Source organism: Halanaerobium saccharolyticum (assembly GCF_003053565.1).
In the GTDB taxonomy this organism is placed as follows: Bacteria; Bacillota; Halanaerobiia; order Halanaerobiales; family Halanaerobiaceae; genus Halanaerobium; species Halanaerobium saccharolyticum_B.
In genome coordinates this window covers 1-24791 of sequence record NZ_QAXS01000009.1, presented here as the reverse complement: position 1 = coordinate 24791, position 24791 = coordinate 1, and the positions used below count along the sequence as shown (strand labels likewise).

Genomic DNA, 24791 nt, shown 5'->3' with positions numbered 1-24791 from the left:
AACTATTTGAGCAGAGAATTGAGGAGTGAGAATGTGGAAACAAAAGACTGGTTGATTAGGGATTTAAAAGATAACTGGCTTGAAGACAGAGCCGCAAAGGTGGAACGGGTTAATAAGATTGATAAAGAATATTACAGACAGTATGATATTAAGCAGGGTTTGAGAAATTCTGATGGTACTGGTGTAGTAGTTGGTTTTACTAAGATTGGTTCTGTGCATGGTTATACCTACTGTGATGGAGTTAAAACTCCGATTGAAGGTAAATTATTCTATAGAGATATAGAAATTGATGAGCTGGTAAAAAATACTGGTGAATTTGGTTTTGAAAGTATTGTCTACCTCTTATTATTTGGGGAGCTGCCGGGAGAGGAAGAGTTAAGAAAATTTAATGCAATTTTAGATGGCTTTAGAAAACTGCCAACTCATTTTACTGAAAATACAATTTTGAAAAGTCCAAGTCGCGATGTAATGAATAAGCTGCAGCGGGCGATTCTGGTGCTTTACTCTTATGATGAAAAACCGGATTCACTTGCTATTGACCGGATTTTAGTCCAGAGTTTAAAATTAATTGCCAGATTTCCTACCATTATTTCCTATGGTTTTCAGGCTAAAGCTCATTATTTTGACGATCAGAGCCTTTATCTTCATAACCCGAAAGAAGGTCTGGGGACAGCGGCAAATATTTTACATATGATCAGAGCCAATAATGATTATACTCAGCTGGAAAAAGATACGCTTGATTTATTACTGATCCTGCACGCTGAACATGGTGGAGGTAATAACTCGGCTTTTACAACCCATGTGGTTTCATCCAGTGGAACAGATACTTATTCTGCCGTGGGAGCAGCTGTCGGAAGTCTTAAGGGACCCAAGCACGGGGGAGCTAACTTAAGAGTTAAAGCAATGGTCGATGATATCAAAGAAAACCTTGCTGACTATTCTGATAGAGCAGAGCTGAAGAAATATCTGAAGCAGATTTTAAAAGGGGAAGTCTTTGATCAAAAGGGCCTAATTTATGGAATGGGGCATGCTGTTTATACCAAAAGTGATCCCCGGGCTGTAATTTTAAAGAAAAAGTCAAAAGAGCTGGCAGCAGCCAAAGACAGACTCAAAGAATTTGAGCTCTATGATAATATTGAAAGTCTGACCAAAGAAATATTTAAAGAAGAGCGGGGAGAGGATGTAGAAATCTGTGCTAATGTGGATTTATACTCCGGTTTTGTCTATCAGCTGTTAAATATTCCGGAAGAGTTATTTACCCCATTATTTGCTACAGCCAGAGTTGCCAGCTGGTGTGCTCACAGAATTGAGCAGCTGGTTAGTGACCACAAAATTATTCGTCCCGCCTACAAGGCACTTAAAAATGAAGAAAAGTGTACAATTAGGTAACAGGGTAATAGTCTGACAATAAAAACATAACTGTTTAAGATTAAGATAAAATTAAGCTTTTACTATAAATATTAAGTTTTAGATTAAAAAGGGAGGATTTACAAAATGAACAGACAAATAATCGATCAGCCCAAGTTGGATAAATTCAAAAAGAAGTTTAAGGCCAGAGAAAATAGTGAGATCATTGCCAATGCAGTTATTAAAAATGGAATCAATGATACTGCCTTAAATAATGAGTCGGTCAAAAAGATGCACTATGATTTTTCCGAAGAGATTGATGTAGGAAAGGTAACCAATCAGGTAAAAAGCGGCCGCTGCTGGATGTTTGCTGCTTTAAATAATATCCGCTACAGTATTTCGAAAGATTTAAATATCAAAGATCACGATTTTGAGTTATCTCAGGCCTACACGATGTTCTGGGATAAGCTGGAAAAAGCAAATTATTTTCTGGAAAATATTATTTCCACTGTTGAACTGGACTTAGACAGCCGCCGGGTAATGTGGCTTTTAAATGAGCCGACAAATGATGGTGGTCAGTGGGATATGTTTACTGCCCTAATTGAGAAGTACGGGATTGTACCTAAATATGTGATGCCTGAGAGCTATCACAGCAGCAATTCCCGCTATCTGAATAAGATTTTAAGTTTAAAATTAAGAGATCTGGCCCAAACTTTACGGGAAGATTTTAAACTGGGAGCAGATAAAGAAAGCTTAAGAGAAGAAAAAGAAGATATGCTGGCTGAAATTTATTCAATTCTTGCTTATTTTCTGGGTGAGCCGCCTCAGAACTTCGATTTTGAATACAGAAATAAAGATGGGGAGTTCTATCGAGATAGTGAGCTGACTCCTCAGGAATTTTATAATAAATATTCTAAAGTCAAGATGACAGATTATGTAAGTATTATCAATGCTCCAACTGATGATAAACCTTTTGATCAAACCTATACAGTCGAATTTTTAGGTAATGTCAAAGAAGGTCAGCAGATTCATTACTTAAATCTGCCGATTGAGAAGCTGATTGCTTATACAAAAGAGCAGCTAAAAGATGGTGAACCTGTCTGGTTTGGCTGTGATGTTGGTCAGTGGTCTGATCGCGAGCTAGGAATTATGGATACTGAATTATTTAACTATGGCGATGTGCTGGATACAAAATTTTCTCTGGATAAGGGGCAGCGCCTGCAGTATGGTGAAAGTATTTTAACTCATGCTATGGCCTTTACCGGTGTCAACTTAAAAGACGAAGAGCCTTTAAGCTGGAAGGTTCAGAACAGCTGGGGAGAAAAAGTTGGAGAAGATGGATTTTTCATTATGAGTAATGACTGGTTTAAGGAATTTAACTATGAGGTAGTTATTAATAAAAAATATTTAGCTGAAGCCGATCTGAAATCATATCAAAAAGATCCGGTTGTCTTAAAACCATGGGATCCAATGGGATCTCTGGCAGCAAAATAAAATTATATAACTTAAAGTTCAGGCTGCTGTAAATATCTGCAGCAGCCTAAGCTTTTTTAAGTTAAATCAAGGATAATTATTAGTCGGCCTGGAAATAAAAGATAAAGGGATGAGTTTAAATGAAAATTAGAGAATTTTCAAATAAATTTAATTTAAGCTATGATACCATTCGTTATTACATGAAATTGAAACTGATTAACCCGCAGAAAGTGGGAGGACATTACGAATTTGATCAGGAAGACCAGAATGATATGGAAGAGATCTTAAAACTAAAAGAAATGGAGTTTTCCCTGGATGAAATAAAAGAAATCTTAAATTTTAAAAGAATAGGCAGACTGAGCAACTACCAGCGGAACAGCTATTATCAGAATCTTTATCAAAATAAATTAAAAAGCTTAAATAAGAGAATAACTGAGCTGAAAAAGGCCAAAGATGGTTTAAAAAGCCACCTAAAAAAACTAAAAGAAGAAAGTAATGAAAAGCAGAATGACCTCAGCTTAAATTTAAATCTTTTAGATCTCTTTGCCTGTCCGGCCTGCGGCTCAGACTTAAGCTTATCTGCAGAAAAAATTGAAAATAATAGAATTCATCAGGGCAGCCTCAACTGCAGCTGTGGAGAAAAGATTTTAATTAAGGATGGAATCCTCTATACAAAAGAAATTTACAATCAGGAGACTCAGGCGGAGGTATTCGAAACAGATCCGCTTTTTCATGTAACTGACTATATTAAGCAGACTGATTCTGAATTTATGGATCATTCCTATCAGAGTCTTGAGTGGCTGAAGAATAAAATTAATTTCAGTAATTTAAAGAATAAAGTGATTTTAGAACCCGGTTCCGGTTACGGACTTTTATTAAGAAATATCTATGATCAGCTGTCCTCAGACATCACTTATATTTGTGTAGAACATAATCCTGAACTTAATAGATATCTCAAGTCATTACTTGAATTATCACCTGCCGGTCCTGAAATTATTTTTCTAACTGCAGAACTACCTACCCTACCTCTTAAAGAAAAGTCACTTGATTACTTACTTGATTTTTCTGGAATTTCTAACTTTTCTTTTCATAATCAGGGCTTTTTACCGGAGCTGCTGCTTCAATATTTTAAAGAGAATTTTATTTTAACTGCAGTTTTTATAATCTATCATAAGTTTGGGGAGAAAAACATAGTTGCCAGAAAATATCGTGACTACTTTATCTATTCAAATATCAGATTAAAACTACAGGAGATGGGTTTTGAGTTTTTAGAAGAAGATAAGTCAGAACTTAAAAAAATTGAAAATTCTTTCGGCAAATACGAAGAATTTGCTCAGATTGGTGATCAAATCTATTCCTATCAGCTGCAGGCCAGAAAATAAAAGTAGAGTTAACTCCAGTTTTTTAAAAAATAGGCTAAAAAAAATTTTTTGAGCCTCTTGCAGTAGTCCTACCTCCACTCTTTATAATTAAATTAGAAAGAAGAGGAGGTAATTAAAAATGTTAAATTATCAGGAAGAAAAAATTGAAAATAAACTGGAGCATAAAAGTGATCGAAGAGAAAATTTAAATCTGCTCTTATTTTTATCAGGTAAAACTATTTCTTTATTTGGCTCTGCAATCTATGCTTTTGTGGTTGGACTTTATCTATTGAGGTCAACTTCTTCTGCACTTTCTTTTGCCCTTAATCTTGCTTTATATACTTTACCTGTTGTTTTATTTAATCCAATTGCCGGTGTAATAGCGGATAAATTCAACAAAAAGATTCTAGTGGTTGGTGCTGATCTGATTAATGGTATCTTTCTTTTTCTGATCTATCTTTTTATAACTAATTTTACCTTTAATGTTTATATTCTATATTTCAGCACCTTTGTAATGACAAGCTTAACAGTGTTTTTTGATATTGCTCTAGAATCAGCCAAACCAGCTCTGGTCAGGAAATCAGCTCTGGTAAAAATTAATTCTCAGGCCAGGGTAATTGAATCTTTATCCCATATTTTAGGCCCGCTAATGGGGGGAGTAATTTATGGATTTATTAATCTGGAAGGTTTTATCTTAATTAATGCTTTTTCTTTTATGATTTCGGCACTGATAGAGTATTTTATCGATTATCAGTATAATCAGCAGTTAGCAGAGGGAAGAGGGAGCAGCAGCGAATTAGATACTTTTATTTTTAGATTAAAAGAAGGGTTTCATTATATTTTCAGTTCAAAAAGTTTAAAAGCTCTGGTCTATATCTTTGCTGCCTTAAATTTCTTTTTCAATTTCACTTTAATTGTACCGCTGCCCTATCTATTAAATACAATCTGGAAAATTGATCCGGGTAAATATGGAATTATTCAGGCAGCGTTTCCGGTTGGGATGATAACCGGTGCCTTATTAACTGAAAAGATTATGAATAAAATCAGCTATAATATTTTAATCAAAAATATTACATTTATTTCTGCAGTGGGGGCAGCAGCATTTGCCTTACCGATCTTTATATTTCAGAATACTCCAGCTTCAAATTTCATTTTAACTTATTACAGTTTGCTGATGTTTTTGAGCGGGATTTCAGTTGCCTGGATAGATGTGCCGGCAAATGTGATTATTCAAAAAATTGTTCCTCAAAAGCTACTGGGTAGAGTTTTGAGTGTTAAAATGAGCATTATTAAAATAATTGTACCGATTTCACTTTTGATTTCTTCTTTTACAATCAAACTGATCGATGTAAAATATGTTATTTTTATTGGTGCTGCTGTATTTTTAAGTTTTAACATCATATTTTTCAGCTCTACCACCGGTAAAAAATTTATTCAGGAAAAGATTAATTCTTAATATTTATGAATTATAAATAAAACAATTTAAAAATACCTTGACTTTATGAACAACATTCATTATAATTTATTATAGTGAACATGATTCATAAAGTCTTTTTTTATGGTTTAATGAACATAATTCATATAAAAAATGGAGGTAGAAAAATGTATAAAGATGAAAAGACTAGAAAACTGGCAGAAATGCCGATTCCTAAATTATTGACAGAAATGTCTATTCCTGCAATAATTGGGATGCTGGTAACTGCTGTTTATAATATTGTGGATACAATTTTTGTGGGAAGAATTGGGACTGAAGCAATTGGGGCGGTAACTATTGCTTTTCCTTTGTTTATGGTGATTTCGGCTATTGGTTTAACTTTTGGTATTGGTTCTGCTTCTTTTATTTCCAGGCTGCTGGGAGAAAATAATAAAGAAATGGCCAATCGTGTTTCCACAACTTCAATTATCACAACTTTTATTTTAGGAATTATAATGGCTGCTGGGGGACTATATTATCTTAGACCCTTGCTCAGACTATTTGGAGCTACAGATGTGATTATGCCTTATGCGGTTAATTATACCGCGATTATAATTATTGGATCTATTTTTACAATGAGTAACATGAATATGAATAATATGGTTAGAGCAGAGGGCAGTGCTAAAATGAGTATGATTGCTTTAAGCACAGGTGCTCTTTTAAATATTATCTTAGATCCGATTTTAATCTTTACTTTTGGCATGGGAATTGCCGGTGCTTCAACAGCAACTGTAATTGCTCAGGCCGTTTCTACAGTAATGCTGATCGCTTTTTATAAATCTGAGAAGAGTGTACTTGATTTTAAACTGCGAGAATTCAGCCCCTCACTTTCAATATATACTGAAATTATGAAAATAGGTGTACCAACACTAATCAGACAGCTTTTAAGCAGTGTAGCGATGACAGTTTTAAACAATATGGCAGCAGTTTATGGTGCTTCGGTAGTGGCCTCAGTCGGAATAATTAACCGGGTATTTTCCTTTGGCTTTTTTGTAATTGCCGGTTTTACTCAGGGTTTTCAGCCGGTTGCTGGTTTTAATTTTGGTGCCCGTCAGATTGAGAGGCTTAAAGATTCAATTAAGGTGACAATCAAAAGGACAACATTTTTTGGGGTTGCTTTATTTGTGGTATTTTTCTTCTTTAATCAGCAGGTGATCAGCTTTTTCAGTCAGGACCCGGAAGTCATTCAAATAGCTTCGACTGGTTTAAAACTCTATGCCCTTGTTTTACCACTGCTAGGTTTTGCGATTACAATTAATACCTTATTCCAGGCATTAGGACACGGGGTACCGGCAACCATTTTATCACTATCGAGACAGGGGTTTTTCTTTATCCCGGCAATCATCATGCTCTCCAGGTCATTTGGAATCCAGGGTTTATTTATGGCTCAACCGGTTGCTGATGGACTTACCTTTCTGCTGACAGTGATTTTATTTACCTTTGTTTACAGAGAGATTAAGGAGCTGGAAGGAGAGGCAGGAATCCGAAATCCTAATCTAGAATATAATAAAGAGAGTGCTTAAATTATTATCACTGTATTTTGTAGTATTTTAGTTAAAGGAGTATAATATGCCTAAAATAATTGAAAATCTGGAAGAAGAGATCGCAAAAACCTCTTTAAAATTGTTCAAAGAAAATCCCTATCAGAATGTAAGTATGCGAAAAATTGCCTCAGAAGTCGGAATAGCCGTCGGGACTCTCTACAACTATTATCCAAATAAATGGAAATTATATATTGGAGTTTTTGAGGAAAGCTGGAAAGAAACATATCAGATTTTAAAAATGAACTGCAAAAAAAATGAAGCAGATTATTTAAAAAACTATATAGAAGTACTTTATTCTGAAATGAAGAAGAAAAAATCAATTGTGAGAGAGCTTTATCGATATATTATGAATGATCTTGAAATGGATGAGGCAGAGCAGAAAGAAAAATTTAAAAGAATCAGATTTCCAAGAGTGGTAATTAATCAAATATATGAACTTTTTATTATGATTCTGGAGAAAGAATTTGAAATCAAATTAGAAAAGGATAATCAGGATTTGTACCGACTTTTTGCTGTGCTGCAGACAAATATTCCGCTGCTGCACCAGAATTTTGAAGAAGAGGAGCAGAACATTGATTTTCTCTATGATCTGCTTAATTCCTACTTTGAAAAGAAAATATTAAAATAAAAAAAGGGCTGACCTACTCCCGTTTGAGAGTGGATCAGCCTTTAATTATTTATGCCTCATATGCTCAATTTAATTATTTAAATATCCTCTTAATTCTTTACTTCTGGTGGGATGTCTTAGTTTTCTTAAAGCTTTTGCCTGAATCTGTCTGATTCTTTCTCTGGTAACTCCAAACTGACTTCCTACTTCTTTTAAAGTTCTCTGACGTCCGTCTTCGAGCCCAAATCTTAATTTAATAATTCTTTTTTCTCTGTCTGTTAAAGTATCGAGTACTGTTTCTAACTGATCCTTTAAAAGTTCAGAAGAGGCAAGCATTTCAGGTGCTGGTGCATCCTGATCTTCAATAAAGTCCTTTAAATGGCTGTCTTTTTCTTCACCGATAGGAGTATCTAAAGAAGTTGGCTGCTGATTCATAGCCAGTTTCTGAATTTCTAATACCTTTTCCGGCTCCATATTCATTTCTTCACCGATTTCCTCTAAAGTGGGTTCTCTTTCTAAATCTTTTTTAAGTCTTTTTTCAATTCTTCTTAATTTGTTCATAGTCTCTACCATATGCACTGGAATCCTAATTGTTCTTGCCTGGTCAGCAAGTGCTCTGGTAATAGACTGTCTGATCCACCAGGTAGCATAGGTGCTGAATTTGTACCCCTTAGTGTAATCAAATTTTTCCACTGCTTTCATTAAACCTTTATTACCTTCCTGAATTAAATCCAGAAATGACATACCCTGTCCTATATATTTTTTGGCAATACTGACAACAAGTCTTAAGTTGGCTTCAGTCAGCTTTTCGCGCGCTTCCTGATCACCCTGTTCAATTCTTTTTGCAAGTTCCACTTCTTCTTCCTTGTCAAGCAGATCAACTTTTCCCATTTCTTTCAAATAAACACGTACGGAATCATCAATACCGGCTCCATCAGGTATGGAAAGATCGAGATCATTTTCTTCTTCTTCAGTACTGTCATTCTGGTTATCATTATTTTCATTATTAGCTTTTTTAACCATTTAAATTCCTCCTCAATGCATAATGCCTGACACAATCATTAATTGTAGCACAAATTAGACTAAATTTAAAGCTTTCAGCAGAATTAATTCAAAAAATCGACAAATTTCATGCTTTCAAAACTGTCCTTTTCCAGTTCTTTAATCCTTTTATACAGAGACTGCATTTCCTCATCTTTAAAAATATTTTTGATTTCAAATTTTTCATCAAGAAAATTAGTTTGATAACTTTCCCAGATAGATAATTTACTGGCTTCATCCAGCGGCAGATATTTACCATCTTCAGTTTCGGCAATGATATTTTTTTCTTTTAAGTTTTCCAGTTCAGCTTCGATATCTTCAGCCGGAAGATTAATTTTTCCAATTAGCTCTGCAAAGGAAAGAGGGTGCTTATTTTCGGCTTTAAAATTTTTGTAAAGCGCTAACAAAATAGCAGTTGGAATTAAATCTCTTAAACCCTGATTAATCTTTTTTCTGTTGAGCATATATTTAAGGCTTGAGCGGTGCTGGAAAACATAAGAAATCACTGCACCTAAAAGAGCAATTAGCCAGATTAAATAGAGCCAGAGCAAAAAGATTGGGATGATTGATAATGGTCCATAAATCTGATTGTAAGTAATGATATTGGCTGTATAGATACTGTAAATATTTTTAGAAAAAATAAACAGAACACCACTAAACAGTCCGGCAAAAAGTGCAGCTGCTGGTTTTACTTCTGTGTTGGGCACAAAATAATAAGCGGTGATAAAGATTAGAAAATTAAAAGAAAATAGAATATAGCTGAAAATACTGCTCTCACTAATTTGATCTCCACTCAACCACAAACCAAGATATCTTTCGGCAAATAAGAGGCTTAGGGTCAAAAGAAGTGTTATTGTAAAAGTCCCAAGAGTAATAAAGGTCCAAAAAGAAACAAATCTTTTAAATAAGTCGCGGTGTTCCTTAACATTCCAGATCTTATTAAAGGTCATTTCGACGCGGGCCAGCATAAAAACAATAATGAAAATCAAAGATATAAAACTGATTATTCCCAGCTGCTCAATGTCAACATTCACAATATATACTTCCAGATATTCAATCAAATTTTCACCGGTGCCGGCAGCGAGATTATTTAAAATTAGGGCTTTGATTTCGTCGACAATGGTATCAATCTTACCAAAAAAATTAAAAAGAGTCATAATATAAAAAGAAAAGATTAAAAAGGGGACAATCGAAAGGGTGGTTATATAAACCATACCCATCGCATGAATGAAAATATCATTTTCTTTAGCTTTCTGATAGACTCTTTTTATAAATAAGACTATCAGATCAAAAGAGATCAGCGTCTTAAAGTCATTTAAAAGATTCTCTCTCTTTTTCATTTTCGCCACCTCTTATGAATTTTTATTTATCTCTTATATATTATATTCTTTAAATTAAAAAAATCTCCTTCACTTAATTAAAATAAAAGTGAGTTGAAAAATTTGCTGTCTAAAATATTTCTGTTATAATTAAGTTATAAAATATACAAATGGAGGTTTTAGAATGGATAAAAAGAAGCTTGGAATTTTATTAATTACAATTGGTATCTTTATTTTACTAAACACCTTAAATTTAATCAGTGATGATATTTTCCTTTATCTTTTAAGTGGCGGCTTTATTTTTACTTATTTTATTTTGGGAGCCAGAAAACATTACAGAAATATTGGTTTTTTGATCCCTGGTGCTATTTTGCTGGCCATTGCCCTATTTTCAGACCTGGAGAGAATAGATTTTATTGAAAGTCTTGGTGGGGGATTTTTCTTTATCATGCTGGGGCTGGCTTTTTTAGCTATTTTAATTCACACCAGTGCTTTTAAAAAATGGGACTGGCCGATATATCCTGCTGCTGCCCTAATTCTTTTTGGATTATTTGTGATATTCGTGGATAATAATGATTTTATACAAAATCTTGAATACTTAAATTATATTACACCTGTAGTATTAATCGGGCTGGGTGGATTTTTCCTCTATCAGAACAGGCAAAATAAATAATTATTCAAAAAATTTTTAATACAGTCTCTGATTAGATATTATTCATTAATTATGGTATACTGAAGAGGAATATAAATAAATATGAGAGTTTAAACAGTTTTTGCGCATTTGTTTTTGCCGCTGATAATACTTTATTAATAACTTCTACCTGATTTTTCGGGTAGAATTTTATTAAATATAAATACTTTACACTATTAAAGAGTTAAAGAAGGGAGATTTAGAGTATGCCGAAAAAGTTTAAGAGAGTTTTAGTGGCCAATCGTGGAGAAATAGCAATTCGAGTAATTAGAGCCTGTAAGGAGTTGGGCATTAGAACTGTAGCAATTTATTCTGAGGAGGACAGAACCGCTCTTTTCAGAACTAAAGCAGATGAGGCCTATCAAATTGGAAATAACAAAGGACCAATTGAGGCTTATCTGGCTATCGACGAAATTATTGACTTAGCACTTAAAAAGGATGTAGATGCAATTCATCCTGGTTATGGATTTTTATCAGAAAATCCGGAATTTGTCCGTCAGTGTGAGGAAGCCGGGATTAAGTTTATTGGACCTAATGCAGAAGTAATGGAGAAATTAGGAGATAAGATTAAGTCCAAGATTCTGGCTCAGGAATTTGATGTGCCTACTATCCCTGGTTTAGAAAAACCGATTAAAAAAGAAGATGAGATCAAAAAATTCGCTGAAAAACATGGTTATCCTCTGATGCTTAAAGCAGCTGCCGGTGGTGGTGGCCGTGGAATGAGAATTGTTCGTTCTGATGACGAATTAATTGCTCAATATAGAGATGCCAAAGAAGAAGCCCGTAAGGCTTTTGGGGTTGACGATATTTTTGTAGAAAGATATCTGGAGAATCCGAAACATATTGAGGTTCAAATTTTAGGTGATGAACACGGCAATCTTGTTCATTTATTTGAACGTGACTGCTCAATCCAGCGCCGCCATCAGAAAATAGTTGAGTTTACACCCGCTGTTGCCTTAAGTGATGAAAAGAGACAGGCAATTTTGGATGATGCTTTAAAACTCTGCCGTGGTGCAGGTTATAAAAATGCAGGTACAGTAGAATTTTTAGTTGATAAATATAATAATCATTATTTTATCGAGGTTAATCCGAGAATTCAGGTTGAACATACAGTCAGTGAAATGGTAACTGGAATTGATATTGTTCAGAGTCAGGTTCTGGTGGCTGAAGGCTACCAACTTGATTCAGAAGAAATTAATATTCCTTCACAGGAGTCAATTAAAATGAATGGTTATTCCATTCAGTGTCGGGTTACAACTGAGGATCCTTCCAACAACTTTATTCCTGACACCGGCCGTCTTGATCATTATCGGACTGGCTCCGGTTATGGTATCAGACTTGATGGTGGAAATGGTTATACAGGGGCAATTATCAATCCCTATTATGACAGTCTGCTGGTTAAGACTATTTCCTGGTCGAGAAGTTTTCCTGATGCAATTAGGAAAGTAATGCGCTCAGTTGAAGAAATGAAGGTCCGTGGAGTTAAAACTAATGCCTCATTTTTAATCAATGTTTTAAACCATGAAGACTTTAAAAATGGAACCTGTGACACTGGCTTTATTGCCAATAATCCTGAATTGCTGGATATTGTGCCCGGTTCTGATCAGGAGCAGAAAATTTTAAGTTATCTCGGAGAAAAAATTGTCAATGAAACCCGTGGTAATAAGCCTGATTTTGATGTACCCAAGGTTCCTGAATTTGAAAAAATCGACAGCCTGGAAGGTACAAAACAAATTTTAGATCAGGGTGGACCGGAAGCTGTAGTTAAGTGGATAAAGGATAAGGAAGAAATTCTTTTAACAGATACAACTTATAGAGATGCCCATCAGTCACTGATGGCAACCAGAATGAGAACTGTGGATATGGAAAAAATAGCTGAAGCAACTTCTCATCTGGCTAAAGATTTATTCTCACTTGAAATGTGGGGAGGAGCGACTTTTGATGTTTCCTACAGATTCTTAAAGGAATCACCCTGGGAAAGAATTGAGCGCCTGCGTGATAGAATACCCAATATTTTATTCCAGATGCTATTAAGAGGTTCAAATGGAGTAGGATATAAAAACTATCCTGACAATGTAATCCGCAGTCTGGTAGTCGAAGCAGCTGAAGCTGGAATTGATGTCTTCAGAATCTTTGACTCACTAAACTGGCTGCCGGGAATGGAAGTTTCAGTGGATGAGGTTGTTAAACAGGGTAAAATAGCTGAGGTATCAATGTGCTATACAGGTGATATCTTAGATGATGAAAGAGATAAATATGACTTGGACTATTATCTGGAATTAGCAAAGGGAATTGAAGAAATGGGGGCTCATATCTTAGGAATTAAGGATATGGCAGGTCTTTTAAAACCTTATGCAGCCTATGAATTGATTAAAGCCTTAAAGGCAGAAATCTCAATTCCAATTCATCTTCATACTCACGATACAAGCGGAAATGGTGCGGCCACTTTACTGATGGCTGCTGAGGCAGGTGTTGATATTGTGGATACTGCCTTTAATACAATGGCAGGCCTGACAAGTCAGCCACCTCTAAACTCAATTGTTGCAGCGCTGACAAATACCTATCGTGATCCAGAGATGGATATTGAAAATATTCAGAAGATCTCAAACTACTGGGGAGCAGTAAGGCCTGTTTATTCTCAGTTTGAATCTGAACTTAAATCTGGAACAGCAGAAATCTATAAATATGAAATTCCTGGAGGTCAGTATTCTAACTTAAAACCACAGGTAGAAAGTGTTGGTCTCGGCCACCGCTTTAAGGAGTTTAAGGAAATGTACCGCAAAGTTAACTTTATGCTCGGTGATATTCCTAAGGTTACACCATCTTCTAAAGTGGTAGGAGATCTGGCAATCTTTATGGTGAAAAATGACCTGACACCTGATAATATCTGTGAAGAAGCCAAAAATATGGCCTTCCCGGATTCAGTAGAAGCCTACTTTAAAGGTATGCTCGGTCAGCCTCCTGGAGGTTTTCCTAAAGAGCTGCAGCAGCTGGTCTTAAAAGGCGAGGAGCCAATAACTGTTAGACCTGGAACTCTGCTGGAAGATTATGATTTTGAAAAAGCTGAAGCTGAGTTAAAAGCGGAATTTGATTTTGAACCGACTCAAAAGGATCTCTTAGCTTATGCCCTTTACCCTAAGGTTTATACAGATTATCTTGATTATCTGGAAGAACACGGAGACTTAAGCCATATGGGTAGTGATGTTTACTTCCACGCTCTGCGTGAGGGAGAAACCAGTGAAATCAAAGTTGAAGAAGGTAAAACTCTGGTGGTTAAACTCTTAGAAATCGGTAAGGTTGATGATCAGGGGTACCGCAGATTAGCCTTTGAAGTTAACGGTTTTAGAAGAGAGATAAAAATATATGATGAAGCAAGTACAGCTGCTTCTGATTCTGCCTCCAAACAGATGGCTGATCCGAAAAATGAAATGGAAATTGGAGCCAGCCTGCCGGGGAATATTGTTGAAATCCTGGTCGAAGAAGGAGAAGAAGTTAAAGAAAATCAGAGCCTGGTAATTATGGAAGCCATGAAGATGGAGACCAATATTACTGCTCCTGCTGATGGTACTGTAGCTGCAATTCATGCTGCAGCCGGACAGCAGCTCGAATCAGGAGAACTAATTTTAGAATTAGAATAGCTCTAAATTTAATATCAGAATACAGACCGCCTCTAAAATTTAGCCAGAGCCGGTTTTTTTCTCTATTTAAAGTACTTTTTAATTTTGAGATTTTATGTTAAAATAAAGATATAAGAAATCAATCAATTTTCTGACAATAAAACTATAGAAAAAAGGGGGGAGAGAGATATTATCTAGCAGTTGAGTTAAAAGATAATTATCTCAAATATTATGTATCATAAAAAAACCAGTCTCGGCCTGGATGAAAATGTGGAAGCCATTCTGGCTTATGCAGGCATCTGGATTACAGGTTTGATTTTTCTTTTTATAGAAAAAGACAATAATCATGTTCGCTTTCATGCGATGCAGTCACTGATCACCTTTTTTTCTTTATTTATTGCTTCGTCTTTAGTGCTTGTGATTCCGGTCTTTGGAATCCTGCTTTCTTCTTTAATTACCTTTGTGGGAACAGTTCTCTGGTTTTTATTAATGTATAAGGCTTATAATGGTGAGCTGTTTAAACTGCCTTATGTCGGCGATCTGGCTGAGGAACTAACTTTTGGAGAGAGTTTTGAAGAAAATGATAAGTAAGCTCGATTATAATTTTAAATAATTAACTATTAATTAAAAAAAGCCTGTAGAATTAAAACTCTACAGGCTGCTTTGCTTTTTGGATACTCCTTTACATAAATAATTATATTCCTACTATTAATATTAGTCAATGGATTTTATGCAAAATTTAAAACTAATTTACAGGATTTAATTCTTTAATATAGAAATATTATTAAGAGGTTAAAATTACTATCAAACTAAAACTAGTAGAAAAAGGGGAATAAGATGCTAAAACCGTCTAAAAGATTTGTCTATTTTACAATTCGTTTTATCCTGGTCCATGTTATAACTTATATTTTTATCGGTGTAGTTTTTATGAACCTGCAGAACTATGCCAGTGCCTTTGTCACCATGGATGCATTTGCTAATTTTCGTTCACTGGATTCCACTATTGTCAGGATGGCTCCAGTTTTTCAAATTTTTAGGGGAGCTTTTTTCGCCTTTATTTTATATCCTTTCTATAATACTCTGATTAAAAGTGATTATGCCTGGGTAAAAATGTTTTTTTTGATCTGGGGATTTTCGCTGATTGGATCTGTAGCACCAATTCCTGGCTCAATTGAAGGAATTATCTATACTAAGATGTCTCTGGCTGAGCATCTGATAGGAATCCCGGAAGTTACTGTCCAAATTTTTGTTTTCAGCTGGTTTTTTGTAAAGTGGGAAAATAGAACTGAGAGAGATTACAGCTAAGACTGGAGGAAATTAATGTCGAAGCCAATTAAATTTATTCATACAGCAGATATTCACCTCGGCAGAGAATTAAGTGTTAATGGTCTAAATCATTCGGAAAATGAAAATTTGTTTAGAACTGCAGGTAAAAGAGCCTTTGAAAACTTAGTTAAACTTGCTGTCAGCAGAGAAGTTGATTTTATCTTAATTGCCGGTGACCTTTATGATCGGGAAGCAAGATCAGTTAAGGCCAGCCGCTTTTTTTTAGAAAAGGCAGAAGAGCTGCAGGAAAAAGATATTGATCTATTTTTGATCTCCGGCAACCATGATCCCGCGGGAGTTGAAAATGAGATTTTTGAACTCCCGGCAAATGTCCATTACTTTTCCAGTGAAGAGGTCGAAACTTTTGAGTATCAGAAAGCAGGCAGGCTTGCAGCCAGAATTATCGGGCAGTCCTACAGACAGAAATTTGAATCACGAACCATGTATAATTATTACACTGCAGCTGATAATTCTGTTTTTAATATTGGTCTGCTCCACACAGCTCTGACTAAAGATAATAGCCGCTATGTTCCGGTTAACAAAGGAGAGCTCCTGAGCAAAAAAGAAATTGATTACTGGGCACTCGGGCATATCCATCAGTTTGAACAGCTCAATAAAAAGCCAGCTGTTTATTTTTCTGGAACCCTGCAGGCCCATAACATTAGTGAAGAGGGGCAGAAAGGAGCAATTCTGGTTGAGGTTGACAGCAATTTAAAGAGCATTGAAGAATTTATTCCGCTGGCTCCAGTTATCTACCGGCAGTTAGAAATTGATTTGACAGCAGAAGATTTAAATAATATTAGTCAACTGCAGAGTTTGCTTCAGCAGAGAATTGAAGAGCTGAGAGATAAAATAAACAGACAGAATAAAAAACAGGAGTTTGCGGCTGAAGCGGTAATAATTCGCCTGCTGCTCAAAGGTAGAACTGAACTGCACCGGCATGTTGAAAACAACAGCGAAGAACTGGAAGAGACTCTGCTGGCAGAATTTCGCCGATCTAATTTTAATCAAAGTCCAGGCTGCTGGCTGCATTCAATTATTTTTAGAACAGCAAAATCCCTACCAGAACTGGCTGAATTGAGAAATAGCAACCCACTATATAAGAATCTAGAAGCTTTAATTAGTGATATTTTAGCTGAGGAAGAATTAAATCAGGAGCTGCTGGCAGAATGGGGAGAGATCTGGCAGGGAACTCAGGATCCAGAGGATAGAGAGAACCACAAATTTTATCCTGATCAAAAGCTGCAGCAGGAAATTATGGCAGAAGCAAAAAGAATTATAATTTCTGAATTAATTGAGGATGGAGATTAAATGCATTATAAGAAAATATACATTCGTGATTTTGGAATTTTCAACAATCAGAATTTAGATGATATTTCAAATAAGCTGGTGGTTATTGGCGGTAAAAATAGAGCCGGCAAAAGCAGTTTTTTAAAGCTTCTCCGCTACTTACCCTACGGCCTGCCGCAGGATAACTCTATTCCACCTGCTGCCAGCAATTATTATATAGAAGCTGAGCTGGAAAAAGAAAATACCAGTTATAATCTTTCTTTGGAAGGTTTTTCTAAGCCCCGGGTCTTAGATGAAAAACAGAGAGAACATTCTGCAGTTGAACTTTTTAATCAGCTGGACCAGTTAACTTATCAGCACTTATTTAGTATCAGTCTGGATGAACTGCAGCATTTATCTAAAATTGCCGGCGGTAAAAAGAAAGAAAAACGGCTTTATTCAATACTGCTTGGGGCTGGTTTTTCAGAGCTGGTCAGAGTGCCGGAACTTGCAGATAAATATTATAATAGAGCTGTAGATACGGGTGGTAAGCGCGGTGACCCCTCTGTGGCAGATTTTAAACCTTACTATAATCAGATAAGAGAGGCTGAAGATGACCGGGACGAGGCACTTTTAGAGGTTAAAGAGTTTTCTAATAAGAGAGAAGAGTTATTAAAAAAACAGAGCAGCCTGCAGAAGCTTAACGAAAAAATTGAGTCTGTTGAAAATGAATACATCTTAATTGACCTCTTAAAAAATAACTATTCTGAACTTCAGGAAATAGAAGCGGTTGAGCAGAAGTTGAAAAGAGCCGTCTCTGGTATTTCTTCCAGCAGATCTGTGGAGCCAGATCAAGCAGAAACTAAGACGGAAAATCTTAATCAGCAGAAAAAATTAAATGAACTGATAAGTTTTTTTGAACAAAATAAATTAATTAACAAATTTAAGCAGAAAGAAGAAGCATTAAAAGAGAGAATTAAAAATTATCAATTACAAAAAGAAAAATTAGCTGGTGTAAGACAGCAGCTGCTTTTGGAACTGGAAAGTTTAAATTCCAGCTGGGAGGGAGGTCTGCAGCAGCTCAATAATATTGAACTTGACCTGATAAAAGAGCAGAAATTAAATCTTAAACTCAAAGATTATGAAAATTTAAATTCAGATCTTGAAAAAATCGAATCACAAATAAAGAGGCTTAAAAATGATGAGCGGGATCTCAGCCAGGAGCTGGAAGCAGTTGAATTTAGAAAACCTGGAACTGTTTTGAAACAGAGCTATTTAATTTTAGCTGTTTCAATTTTAACTTTAGGCTCTTCATTTTTAATTAATCTCAATCAGCTGCGATATTTATCGCTGATTATAGCTCTGGCTGCATTTTTCTACTACAGCTCCAGTTATAAGACATCCCAGTTAGAAAAAGAAAAAGCTGATAAATTAAAAAAAGAAAAAGAGCTTAAGCAGCGTGAACTTGCTCAACTGGAGCAGAATTTAGCTAAAAAAACAGAGCTTTTAGAGGAGCTTGAAAAAGAATTGGGCAGTTATGCTCAAATATTAGGAATAAAGGAAGATGAATATCGGTCATTTTTGGCTTCCTACTACAGAGAAATTAGAGATAAGCAGAGAAGGTATCAGGAACTTAAAAATGAGGAAAAAGTTCACTTCTCAAATAAAGCAGAGCTGCTTAAAACTCTGCAGGAATTAAAAACAATAATTAAAAATACAGCACAAAACTGTGATTTGGAGTTTAGTGCTGCCGCAGAAGTTGATTTAATCAAAAATCAGCAGGATCTCTTTGGAGATTTTGAATTAATTAAAGATTTAAAGGCACTGACTGATCAATATCTTACTAAAAAAAATCAACTTAAACACACTCTTAAAGCTTCTGAGAAAATAAAAAATGCACTCACTGAAATTAATCAAGAACAGAGTTATTATCAGATATTTATTAATTTTTATCAGCAATTTCCCACAGCTGCAGCAGTAGAAGCAGAAAAAGAGTCGCTTTCTCTAGAGTTGAGTAATTTAAAAGCTGAAAAGGGAAAGCTGGAAGAAAATATCACAACTTTAAAAAATAGAATTAATGAATTATCTACTTCTACTAGAATCGAAAAAGCTCAGCAGAAAATTGATCTGGCACAGACAAAACTGGAAAAAAAGGCTCAGGACTACGCTCTGAATCAAAGTGTTAGTTTTATTTTAAAAAAACTGCGCGCAAAGATGATTGAAAAAGCAGAAGAGGAATTACTAAAACCGGCTTCCAAAATCATGAAGAGAATCAGCAGCGGTCATTACAGCCAGCTCAAAACAGCTTCTGATCTTGAACAGAGAGATTTTAGAATAATTACAGCAAAAAATAAAGAAGAAAAACAGACTAAGGAGCTGAGTCAGGGGAGCTTAGAACAGCTGTTTCTGGCAGTTAGATTAAGCAGAATAAAAGAGATTAATCCTCCACTGCCGCTTGTTCTGGATGATTCGCTGGTTAATTTTGATCGAAGCCACCTTTATAACACAGCCGAGCTGCTTGCTGAACTTGCCGGGAGCCATCAGATATTTATTTTAAGCTGTCATCCACATTTAATTTCATTCATCAGCAGGCTAACAGATTCTGCTCAGTACTGGAAGCTCGATTCGGGCCGTTTTGAATTGAGCAGTGCTCAGCAATTAATTGCTCACCTGAACAATTAATTTTATTTTCAATCACTTTTAACTGACTCTATTTATTGTTATAATGAGGAGTAGAATTTAAGCTTAATTTTATTAGTGGGGTGATTAGATGGAAGAAAAAATTGATAACATTAAAAATGATATTAATAAATATTTAACTGAAGAAAAAAACATTAAAGAAGAATGGATAGAAGATAATCATCCAGTTGATATTGCAGAAGCTCTTTCTGAACTTGATGCTTCAGAAATAAATAACTTTACCAAATTGCTGGAAACTGAAGACCTGGCAGACATCTTTGAAGAATCAGAAAAAGAGCTGCAGATTGACATTTTAAAGTGCAAAAGTTCCGAAGAAATAATTGAGATTTTCTCTCATATGGCAGCTGATGATATTACTGATATCCTGGGTTTACTGCCAATTCAAAAAAGAAAAGAACTGCTGCGTCATATGAAGCAGGATGATGCACTGGTAGTAAAAAATCTGCTGGGATATGACAGAGAATCTGCCGGTGGTATTATGACCACCGAATATCTTTTATTAAATAAAAATTTAAAAACTACAGAGGCCCTGCAGAAATTAAAGAATATCGCTCCTGATACAGAAATCATTGATACAATTTTTGTTTCTGATGAAAGCAAAAAACTGGTGGGCAGTGTTGACTTGAGGGATATTTTGAGTTCAGATGATGATAAAAAGTTAGAAGAGTTAATGGATGACAACATTATTAAAGTAACCGCTGATGTAGACCAGGAAATTGTTGCCCAGCAGGTTGCTAAGTATGACCTGACAGTAATTCCAGTAATTAATAAAAGTGGAATTTTAATTGGGATTATTACAGTTGATGATATTATTGACGTTATTGAAGCAGAAAACACCGAGGATTTATATAAGATGCACGGGGTGGATGAAGAAGAAAGTTCAGATACAAGCTTACTGCAGTCGATTAAAAGCAGGATGCCCTGGATGTTTATAAATCTGGCGACAGCTTTTCTGGCCACTTTTACGGTTGCCATGTTTGAAGATGTGATTGCTCAGGTTGCTGCTCTAGCTGCGGCAATGCCGATAGTAGCTGGAATGGGTGGAAATGCAGGTACTCAGACTCTTTCTATAGTTATTAGAGGAATCGCCCTGGGAGAAATTGATTTTAAAGATAACTGGAAACTTTTGTTTAAGGAAGCAGCTGTTGGAATAATTAATGGTGCAGCCACCGGACTGGTTACCGGTTTTATTCTCTATTTAATGTACGGTAATTATTATCTAGGACTTATTATCTTTCTGGCAATGATTTTAAACCTCTTAATAGCTGGTATGTTTGGATTTTTAATTCCACTTTCACTGCAGTCACTGGGGATTGATCCTGCACTGGCTTCAGCTATATTTTTAACTACAGTAACTGATGTCTTCGGATTTTTCGTTTTTCTGGGACTGGCCAGAAGTTTTTTGGTTTATTTAATTTAAGCAGTTATTTTATTAATTGGCAGAATATATCAATGTGTGAATATAGATAATATATAAACTTTCATTAATTACTGTCGTAAAAGAGGATATTTATCTTAAATCTTGAAATAATATTAGGAGATAAGAAAATAATATATAAATGAGGTGCTAAAACAAAAGTGGAAGAACAAAAGATCACTAAGATACCATTTGGGCAACTGGGAATTATTGTACATGACAGCTGTAAAGAGCTTGGTAAAAAAGTAGATGACTATATTGTTAAGCGCAGAAGAGAAGAATTTGCCAGCAGCTGCAGTGAATATCATGTAGATGAAATTAAAGATTCATACATTATTGACAGTGAGATAGTTCGCTTTGCTAATGGGGAAGCAAAGGGTCAGCTTAAAGAGTCAATTAGAGGAAAAGATATTTATATTTTAGCCGATATTGGCAATTATAATGTAACTTATAATATGTTCGGACATGAAAATAGGATGAGTCCTGATGATCATTTTCAGGATGTTAAGCGCTTAATTTCTGCGATTGCGGGTAAAGCGAGAAGAATTCATGTGATTATGCCGCTTTTATATGAGAGCCGTCAGGATAAAAGAAACAGTAGAGAATCTTTAGACTGTGCAATGGCCCTGCAGGAACTGGAGAATATGGGTGTGGAAAACATCTTTACCTTTGATGCTCACGAGACAAGAGTGCAGAACGCTATTCCACAGACCGGTTTTGAAAGTTTACATTCTACCTATCAGATCATTAAAGCAATGCACAGAGTTGATGATCAGATCTGCTTTGATAAGGATGCGATGATGGTTATTTCTCCTGACACAGGGGCAATGGATAGAGCAATCTATTATGCCAGTGTTTTAGGCCTTGATGTGGGGCTATTTTATAAACGCAGAGACTACAAAAAAATTGTAGACGGCAGAAATCCAATTATTCAGCATGAGTATATGGGAGCAGAAGTAGCAGGTAAAGATATTTTAATTGTTGATGATATGATTGCCTCAGGTGGTTCAGTTTTTGATATTGCCAGAGAACTTAAAAAGAAAAATGCCCGTAATGTCTATGTTGCAGTTTCTTTTACTTTCTTTACCAATGGTATTGAAAAGATGAATGAGTACTATGAAAAGGGATATATCACAAAATTATTCTCAACCAATATGACCTATATTCCACAGAAATTTAAAGATGCTGAGTGGTTTGAAGAGGTAGATATGTCTAAATTAATTTCACTGCTGATTGATACTGTCAACTATGATGATTCGGTCAGTCCACTTTTAGATGCTACAAATAAAATTAAAAAGATTTTGGGTAAATAGTTTTTAAAGAGAATAATCAGCTGATTATTCTCTTTTTTTAAGGGTATAAAATTTATGAGAGGGTGAAGATTATGGCTCAAACCCCATCTGATAATCAAAGATTGATGCGAGAAATTGAAATAAAGAGAAAAGACAAGGCTGCTGGAGCTTTTATTGGACTTCTGGTTGGAGATGCTCTGGGAGCTGCAGTAGAATTTAAAAAGCGGGATACATTCAAAGAAGTTACAGAGATGAGGGGCGGAGGTCCGCATGGTCTAGAGGCAGGATACTGGACTGATGACAGCTCAATGGCTCTCTGTCTTGCTGAAAGTTTAAGTGAGAAGGGTTATGACCCTAAAGACCAGCTTCTAAGATATTTAGACTGGTACCGAAATGGTTATTTGAGTTCTACAGGCCGCTGTTTTGATATTGGAGCCAATACAGCCCGTTCTCTTGAGTATTTTGAAGAAAACAGAGAGCTGCCGCCGGAAAAAGATAGGGCAGCAGGTAATGGTTCTCTAATGCGGCTGGCACCAGTTCCTATTTATTTTAGGGATGATTTTCAAAAAGCTGTTAAATATTCCGGTGAGAGCTCACTCACAACCCACAATAACCAGATGGCAGTTGACAGCTGCCGCTATTTTGGCGGTTTGCTGCAGCAGTTTATCAATGCTCGGATTGAGATGGATGCTTTTAAAAAGAAAGTGCTTAAGGATACTGCTGTGGACCTTGATTTAGATGAGCGGGTAATTATGGCAGTCAATGGTGCTTTTAAAAGAGAAAGAAGTGAAATTAAATCTGATGGTTTTGTGATCAATACTCTGGAAGCCAGCCTCTGGGCTTTTTTAAATAGTAATTCATTCAAAGAAGCAGTACTGCTGGCAGCAAACCTGGGAGATGATGCAGATACAGTAGCAGCAGTAACCGGACAGCTTGCAGGTGCCTATTATGGTTTTGATCAGATCCCTGAGCAGTGGGTAAATGAGCTGGCAAAACTTGAGCTTTTAAATACAAGCTTCGAAAAATTATATAATAGTTAAGAAAAAGTCCCGCATCATATCAATCATGATGGGGGACTTTGCGATTAATAGCTTATTCTTCTACAATCCGGTCGATCCTTTTTTCTCTGACATTTACTACATCTAAATCCTTCCATTTACCGGATAAGAAACGCCAGATTATGAGCATCGATCTAAAGGTGATGTCAATTCCCATTGCAATCCAGAAACCATTTAAACCAATTCCCATTCTTAAACCTAAGATATAACTTAAAACCAGGCGGACACCCCAGTTACCAGCTATGGTAAAATACATAACCCACTTTGTATCTCCAGCACCTTTTAAAGCACCGGCCAGAACCATAAAGAGTCCTAAAAGCGGCTGGAAGAGGATAAATATTTTTAGAGCAGAGACTGCCATATTGACAACTGCCGGGTCATCAGTATATAAATTTACAATTGGTTCTACAAAAATGTACATCAAAATCGAAGCAGCCACCATTAAGACTAAAGTTAAATAAGTCGACTGTTTGGAATAATTTTCAGCCAGCTTTTTCTTTTTTGCTCCCAGGCTCTGACCGACAAGAGTAGTTGCGGCCATTCCAAAACCAAAACCGGGCATAAAAGAAAGTGAAGAAACATTCATAGTTACTGCATTGGCTGCAATGGTAGCTGTTCCAAGGCCGGCAACCATAGCTGTGTAAATGATCTGGCTGCTCTGACGGGCAAACTGTTCCACTGCAGCTGGAATACCGATAATTAAGATATCTTTAATTATTTCAAAATCTACTTTAAGTTCAATTACATCTAAATCTAATTTAATCCCTTTTTCACCTTTGATTAAAATTGCTATTCCAATTAAAAAACCGACAAAACGCCCCAGCCCACTTCCCAGAGCAGCTCCTGCCACTCCCATTGCCGGGAAAATTCCGATACCAAAGATCAAAAGATAGTTAAATAAAACATTTACAACATTACTGATAAACATAATAAAAAGAGGAGTTTTCATATCTCCAATTCCCTGCAGAATAGCATTAACTACCATCATCGGCAGACCAAAAAGCATTGAGGCCAGCACAATATTTAAATATGTACTACCCTGATTTAAAATAAAGGGATCACTTTCTTCCATTAAAAAAGTCATTGCTCCCATTAGTTCTCGCGAAAAGATTATTCCAACTCTATAATTAAATTTACAATATATAAATATTATATGATATCACTAGCATTGCATAAAAATATTTAAGCATTGTCAAATTTAAGTTATTGAGAACATATACTATCTACAGAATATTCAGTCACTACCTTATCCTTT

Annotated in this window: 18 protein-coding genes; 15 read left to right on the top strand and 3 right to left on the bottom strand. The window is 35.7% G+C overall.

All coding sequences use genetic code 11. The features are described from left to right. The first annotated feature begins 33 nt into the window (after positions 1-33). The 6 genes from C8C76_RS05295 to C8C76_RS05270 all read left to right on the top strand — a co-directional run bounded on the left by C8C76_RS05295 (position 34) and on the right by C8C76_RS05270 (position 7827). Positions 34-1389, top strand: a complete 1356-nt coding sequence (locus C8C76_RS05295; protein WP_219909365.1) for a citrate/2-methylcitrate synthase — start codon at positions 34-36, stop codon at positions 1387-1389. 105 nt (positions 1390-1494) lie between these two features. Continuing rightward, positions 1495-2841, top strand: a complete 1347-nt coding sequence (locus C8C76_RS05290) for an aminopeptidase C (RefSeq protein WP_108139350.1) — start codon at positions 1495-1497, stop codon at positions 2839-2841. 119 nt (positions 2842-2960) lie between these two features. Next, positions 2961-4202: a MerR family transcriptional regulator gene (locus C8C76_RS05285; RefSeq protein WP_108139348.1), complete on the top strand. Its 1242-nt coding sequence runs from the start codon at positions 2961-2963 to the stop codon at positions 4200-4202. A 118-nt stretch (positions 4203-4320) separates the two neighbouring features. Continuing rightward, positions 4321-5637: an MFS transporter gene (locus tag C8C76_RS05280; protein WP_108139346.1), complete on the top strand. Its 1317-nt coding sequence runs from the start codon at positions 4321-4323 to the stop codon at positions 5635-5637. A 146-nt stretch (positions 5638-5783) separates the two neighbouring features. Continuing rightward, positions 5784-7178, top strand: coding sequence for an MATE family efflux transporter (locus C8C76_RS05275; RefSeq protein ID WP_108139344.1), 1395 nt, complete (start codon positions 5784-5786; stop codon positions 7176-7178). A gap of 46 nt (positions 7179-7224) precedes the next feature. Then, positions 7225-7827, top strand: coding sequence for a TetR/AcrR family transcriptional regulator (locus C8C76_RS05270; protein WP_108139342.1), 603 nt, complete (start codon positions 7225-7227; stop codon positions 7825-7827). 69 nt (positions 7828-7896) lie between these two features. On the opposite strand, the gene rpoD is transcribed toward C8C76_RS05270, so the two are convergent. Together rpoD and C8C76_RS05260 are read right to left on the bottom strand one after the other, a co-directional pair. After that, positions 7897-8829, bottom strand: coding sequence for an RNA polymerase sigma factor RpoD (gene rpoD, locus C8C76_RS05265; RefSeq protein WP_108139341.1), 933 nt, complete (start codon positions 8827-8829; stop codon positions 7897-7899). 83 nt (positions 8830-8912) lie between these two features. After that, on the bottom strand, positions 8913-10187 hold the full coding sequence (locus C8C76_RS05260) for a YihY/virulence factor BrkB family protein (protein WP_108139339.1): 1275 nt from the start codon (positions 10185-10187) through the stop codon (positions 8913-8915). 163 nt (positions 10188-10350) lie between these two features. Here C8C76_RS05260 and C8C76_RS05255 point away from each other — a divergent pair, with 163 nt between their 5' ends. The 9 genes from C8C76_RS05255 to C8C76_RS05215 all read left to right on the top strand — a co-directional run bounded on the left by C8C76_RS05255 (position 10351) and on the right by C8C76_RS05215 (position 23518). Further along, positions 10351-10839 carry a hypothetical protein gene (locus C8C76_RS05255; RefSeq protein WP_108139338.1) on the top strand — a complete coding sequence of 163 codons (489 nt, stop codon included), beginning with the start codon at positions 10351-10353 and terminating at the stop codon, positions 10837-10839. Positions 10840-11063: 224 nt separating this feature from the next. After that, positions 11064-14495, top strand: coding sequence for a pyruvate carboxylase (locus tag C8C76_RS05250; RefSeq protein ID WP_108139336.1), 3432 nt, complete (start codon positions 11064-11066; stop codon positions 14493-14495). A 210-nt stretch (positions 14496-14705) separates the two neighbouring features. Then, complete coding sequence (locus C8C76_RS05245) at positions 14706-15065, top strand: DUF4870 domain-containing protein (RefSeq protein ID WP_108139334.1); 360 nt, start codon at positions 14706-14708, stop codon at positions 15063-15065. A gap of 246 nt (positions 15066-15311) precedes the next feature. After that, complete coding sequence (locus C8C76_RS05240; protein WP_108139332.1) at positions 15312-15779, top strand: hypothetical protein; 468 nt, start codon at positions 15312-15314, stop codon at positions 15777-15779. A gap of 15 nt (positions 15780-15794) precedes the next feature. Beyond that, positions 15795-17111, top strand: a complete 1317-nt coding sequence (locus tag C8C76_RS05235) for a metallophosphoesterase family protein (protein WP_108139330.1) — start codon at positions 15795-15797, stop codon at positions 17109-17111. After that, complete coding sequence (locus C8C76_RS05230) at positions 17112-19751, top strand: AAA family ATPase (protein ID WP_108139328.1); 2640 nt, start codon at positions 17112-17114, stop codon at positions 19749-19751. 88 nt (positions 19752-19839) lie between these two features. Beyond that, positions 19840-21189: a magnesium transporter gene (gene mgtE / locus C8C76_RS05225; protein WP_108139326.1), complete on the top strand. Its 1350-nt coding sequence runs from the start codon at positions 19840-19842 to the stop codon at positions 21187-21189. Between the two features lie 158 nt (positions 21190-21347). Continuing rightward, complete coding sequence (locus tag C8C76_RS05220) at positions 21348-22499, top strand: ribose-phosphate pyrophosphokinase (protein ID WP_108139325.1); 1152 nt, start codon at positions 21348-21350, stop codon at positions 22497-22499. 71 nt (positions 22500-22570) lie between these two features. Beyond that, on the top strand, positions 22571-23518 hold the full coding sequence (locus C8C76_RS05215) for an ADP-ribosylglycohydrolase family protein (protein WP_108139323.1): 948 nt from the start codon (positions 22571-22573) through the stop codon (positions 23516-23518). Positions 23519-23570: 52 nt separating this feature from the next. Here the strand turns inward: C8C76_RS05215 and C8C76_RS05210 are convergent, their stop codons facing one another. Beyond that, positions 23571-24620: an MATE family efflux transporter gene (locus C8C76_RS05210; RefSeq protein WP_181248151.1), complete on the bottom strand. Its 1050-nt coding sequence runs from the start codon at positions 24618-24620 to the stop codon at positions 23571-23573. Positions 24621-24791: the final 171 nt, after the last annotated feature.

Coding starts and splice junctions, on each gene's coding strand:
- C8C76_RS05235 (WP_108139330.1), top strand. CDS start 15,795: ATGTCGAAGCCAATTAAATTTATTCATACAGCAGATATTCACCTCGGC.
- C8C76_RS05215 (WP_108139323.1), top strand. CDS start 22,571: ATGGCTCAAACCCCATCTGATAATCAAAGATTGATGCGAGAAATTGAA.
- C8C76_RS05275 (WP_108139344.1), top strand. CDS start 5,784: ATGTATAAAGATGAAAAGACTAGAAAACTGGCAGAAATGCCGATTCCT.
- C8C76_RS05260 (WP_108139339.1), bottom strand. CDS start 10,187: ATGAAAAAGAGAGAGAATCTTTTAAATGACTTTAAGACGCTGATCTCT.
- C8C76_RS05250 (WP_108139336.1), top strand. CDS start 11,064: ATGCCGAAAAAGTTTAAGAGAGTTTTAGTGGCCAATCGTGGAGAAATA.
- C8C76_RS05270 (WP_108139342.1), top strand. CDS start 7,225: ATGCCTAAAATAATTGAAAATCTGGAAGAAGAGATCGCAAAAACCTCT.
- C8C76_RS05255 (WP_108139338.1), top strand. CDS start 10,351: ATGGATAAAAAGAAGCTTGGAATTTTATTAATTACAATTGGTATCTTT.
- C8C76_RS05285 (WP_108139348.1), top strand. CDS start 2,961: ATGAAAATTAGAGAATTTTCAAATAAATTTAATTTAAGCTATGATACC.
- mgtE (WP_108139326.1), top strand. CDS start 19,840: ATGGAAGAAAAAATTGATAACATTAAAAATGATATTAATAAATATTTA.
- C8C76_RS05210 (WP_181248151.1), bottom strand. CDS start 24,620: ATGACTTTTTTAATGGAAGAAAGTGATCCCTTTATTTTAAATCAGGGT.
- C8C76_RS05290 (WP_108139350.1), top strand. CDS start 1,495: ATGAACAGACAAATAATCGATCAGCCCAAGTTGGATAAATTCAAAAAG.
- C8C76_RS05240 (WP_108139332.1), top strand. CDS start 15,312: ATGCTAAAACCGTCTAAAAGATTTGTCTATTTTACAATTCGTTTTATC.
- rpoD (WP_108139341.1), bottom strand. CDS start 8,829: ATGGTTAAAAAAGCTAATAATGAAAATAATGATAACCAGAATGACAGT.
- C8C76_RS05230 (WP_108139328.1), top strand. CDS start 17,112: ATGCATTATAAGAAAATATACATTCGTGATTTTGGAATTTTCAACAAT.
- C8C76_RS05280 (WP_108139346.1), top strand. CDS start 4,321: ATGTTAAATTATCAGGAAGAAAAAATTGAAAATAAACTGGAGCATAAA.
- C8C76_RS05245 (WP_108139334.1), top strand. CDS start 14,706: ATGTATCATAAAAAAACCAGTCTCGGCCTGGATGAAAATGTGGAAGCC.